General features: G+C 64.2%; 1 protein-coding gene. It reads left to right on the forward strand.

What is annotated here, in order from left to right; genetic code table 11:
• On the forward strand, positions 1-274 hold a 274-nt coding region (locus tag EOD29_RS31750; protein ID WP_164763941.1), incomplete at both ends, for a S46 family peptidase.

Here is a 274-nt window from a genome sequence, read left to right on the forward strand (position 1 = left end):
GCAAGGTGTCGGGGCGAACACGCGACGGGCAGATCTGGACGCCATTCACCACGGCTGAGGGACTTCTGGCCAAGCACACTGGCAAGGGCGAGTTTGATGCGCCCGCCGCCGCCGTCGCTGCGATCCGGGCCAAGAATTATGGCCCCTATGTCGCGCCGGAGCTGGGCACTTTGCCGGTCGACTTCATGTCCACGGTCGACATTACCAATGGCAATAGCGGCTCGGCCACGCTGAATGGGCGCGGCGAGTTCGTCGGTCTCGCCTTTGATGGCAC

This window comes from Mesorhizobium sp. M1A.T.Ca.IN.004.03.1.1, assembly GCF_003997555.1.
Classification (GTDB): Bacteria; Pseudomonadota; Alphaproteobacteria; order Rhizobiales; family Rhizobiaceae; genus Mesorhizobium.